At 40.1% G+C, this 2,773-nt stretch carries 2 protein-coding genes and 1 pseudogene; all 3 read right to left on the bottom strand.

The annotated features are described in order from the left end of the window. Positions 1-80 precede the first annotated feature (80 nt). Complete coding sequence (gene trpE / locus VXQ92_RS15540; protein ID WP_064480191.1) at positions 81-1,574, bottom strand: anthranilate synthase component I; 1,494 nt, start codon at positions 1,572-1,574, stop codon at positions 81-83. Positions 1,575-1,682: 108 nt separating this feature from the next. Beyond that, complete coding sequence (locus tag VXQ92_RS15535; RefSeq protein WP_024438485.1) at positions 1,683-2,351, bottom strand: phosphoglycolate phosphatase; 669 nt, start codon at positions 2,349-2,351, stop codon at positions 1,683-1,685. Positions 2,352-2,416: 65 nt separating this feature from the next. Next, positions 2,417-2,773, bottom strand: a pseudogene (locus VXQ92_RS15530) (FHA domain-containing protein); the annotation flags it as partial.

The raw sequence follows: 2,773 nt of genomic DNA, 5'->3' as shown, positions 1-2,773 counted from the left end.
CGTTTCGTATCGGAACGGTGTGCAGTTTAGCAAAACTTCCAAACGATGCAAGCGGTTTTTTAAAAAAAACCGCTAAAAACTCATAAAATCAATCCGTTTGACGATAATTCAACCGCTTTGATCACTGCGCGAGCTTTTATTTGGGTTTCATTCCACTCAGATTCCGGATTTGAGTCAGCAACTAGCCCTGCACCAGCCTGTACATACACCTTTTTGTCACGGATAACACAAGTACGGATTGCAATCGACATATCCATTTCACCATGCCATCCCAAATAACCAACAGCCCCGCCAAAAACTCCCCTTTTCACAGGCTCTACTTCATCAATAATTTCCATTGCACGAATTTTTGGGGCACCTGATAACGTTCCTGCCGGAAAGGTGGCTTTAAATACATCAAGTGCATCAATATCATCACGCACTTCACCTTGTACATTTGAAACAATATGCATGACATGTGAATAGCGCTCAATCACCATTTGATCCGTGACTTGGACTTTACCTATTTTCGATACGCGCCCTACATCGTTTCGCCCAAGATCAATCAGCATTAAATGTTCAGCAATCTCTTTTTCATCAGACAGCAAATCTTTTTCTAATGCTATATCTTCTTCTTTAGTTTTACCGCGCGGTCTGGTTCCTGCCAAAGGTCGAACTGTAGCAATACCGTTTTCTAAACGAGATAAAATTTCCGGTGACGAGCCAACAATATGAAATGGTTTTTTATCAGTAATCGTTTGTCCTTGAACCAAGAATAGATAAGGTGATGGATTTAAATGACGTAATGCACGGTAAACCTGTAAAGCTTCTCCATCAAAATCAGAAACCATACGCTGCCCAGGTACAACCTGCATCACATCGCCTGCACGAATATATTCTTTAACCTTCTCTACCGTCTCTAAGAATTTTGCTTTACCAGTAATTGATTCAAAATGCGGAGGCGTATGTGGTCGCGCTTGCAAACTAACTGGAGTCGCCAACAACTGTTCTAATTGATCTAATTTTTTTTGAGCGTCTTCATAAGCATTACTCTGCTCTGTATCCGCATGCACAATTAAAAATAGCGTATCTTTAAGATTATCAAAAACAATGACTGTCTTTGAGAGCATCAACCATAAATCTGGTAGCGTAATCGGATCAGCCGTAGGTACATTCTTTAAACGTGGCTCGATATAGCGGACAGCATCGTAGCCCAAATAACCCACCAAGCCGCCCGTAAAGCTTGGTAAGTCTGGTAAGAGTTTAGCCGCAGGAACTTTAAATTGTTTTTGGAATTCACGGATATATTGGAATGGGTCTAGACAATTTTGCTGTGTTACTGATCCGTCAGCATGTTGTATAGACAAAATACCAGCGTTACAGGAAAAAACTGTTGATTCGCCTAAACCAATCATAGAGTAGCGCGCCCAGTTTTCACCCCCTTCAACAGACTCAAATAAGTAAGCCTGTGTTTGATCCTTAAAACGAGCAAAAACAGATAATGGGGTTTCTGTATCCGCTAAACGTTGACGATAAACAGGAATAGTATTGTAACCAGCAGCCTTAAGTTGCTCGAATTGCGCTAATGTAGTCATGAATCTTCTCTAATATGGTTTCGATTTAAAAGTGTGTTTTTCTAGATTCGGTTTAGACACGCCATCGAAAAACCATACGCTTATTCATTCTTATCTCCATTTTCTTCATTAGACAATTAACTCAGCAAGACTATCAACAACTTGCTGAGGTTGGCAATCATAGATATTCTCTCCATGATTATAGCCATAGCTAACCACAATACAATCAATTCCAGCACGGCGTGCAGCTTCAATATCATTACTTGAGTCGCCAATCATTAATGATTGTGAAGCAGATATTTTTAGGCTCTCCATGCAATGCAATAATGGTAGTGGGTGTGGCTTTCTTTCAGGTAAGCTATCTCCGCCAAGTACAACTTGAAAATAAGAAGAAAGCTCTAGCGCATTCAGTAACCCTTGAGCAAGTTTGACAGGCTTATTAGTCACACATGCCATTTTGATATTCAAAGTTTGGCAATGTTTTAAAAACTCAGGTACGCCTGGGTAAATTTGAGTATTCACACAAAGTTCAGCGGCATATACCTCTACAAATTTCTGTAATAAAACTTTATGTTGCTCAACATCTAATTTTCCAAATATATGAAGTAGAACACTTTCACAAAGTTTAGATACCCCTTTACCCACCCATTCTCGTATTTGTTTTTCTGTTATTAAAGGCCATTCTAAGACTTGTAAACTTAAGTTCATAGACCGATATAAATCGGCAGCGGAGTCAACCAACGTTCCATCTAGGTCAAATAAAATTAAATCGCGCTTACTTAGTTGTGCAACAGACATTTTCTTCTACTCAAAATTAAAAAGGCATGCGTTTAGCATGCCTTGATTGTAAAAGCACCAACGAATTATTTAAAGAATAACCACGCCAATACAGCTAAAATCACTAAAATAATAATGGTCACTAGACCAATAGATGCATTCTTTTGCTGCTCTTTCTCTTCAGTAACCCGAGAAACTGGCTCCTCAATAGCAACAGGGGTTTGTTCTGGCTGAGCATGAATATCCACCCCTTCAGGAATCGGTGCTGGTTTTGGCACAGAAACTCGCTGAGGCATTCCATCACGACTCACTTCAGTTTCCGCTGCACGCTCCGCAATACTTGGCATACCTTGATCGCTTAAATCTTGTGTCGGTGCAGTTTGTACTGGTTCTACCTCAATTTCAGGTAAATCAGTATTTTCTTGTGCAGGGGCGAAAACTGA

Source organism: Acinetobacter sp. 228, from assembly GCF_048147885.1.
The sequence above is the reverse complement of the archived record's forward strand: the minus strand, read 5'-3'. Positions and strand labels throughout refer to the sequence as shown.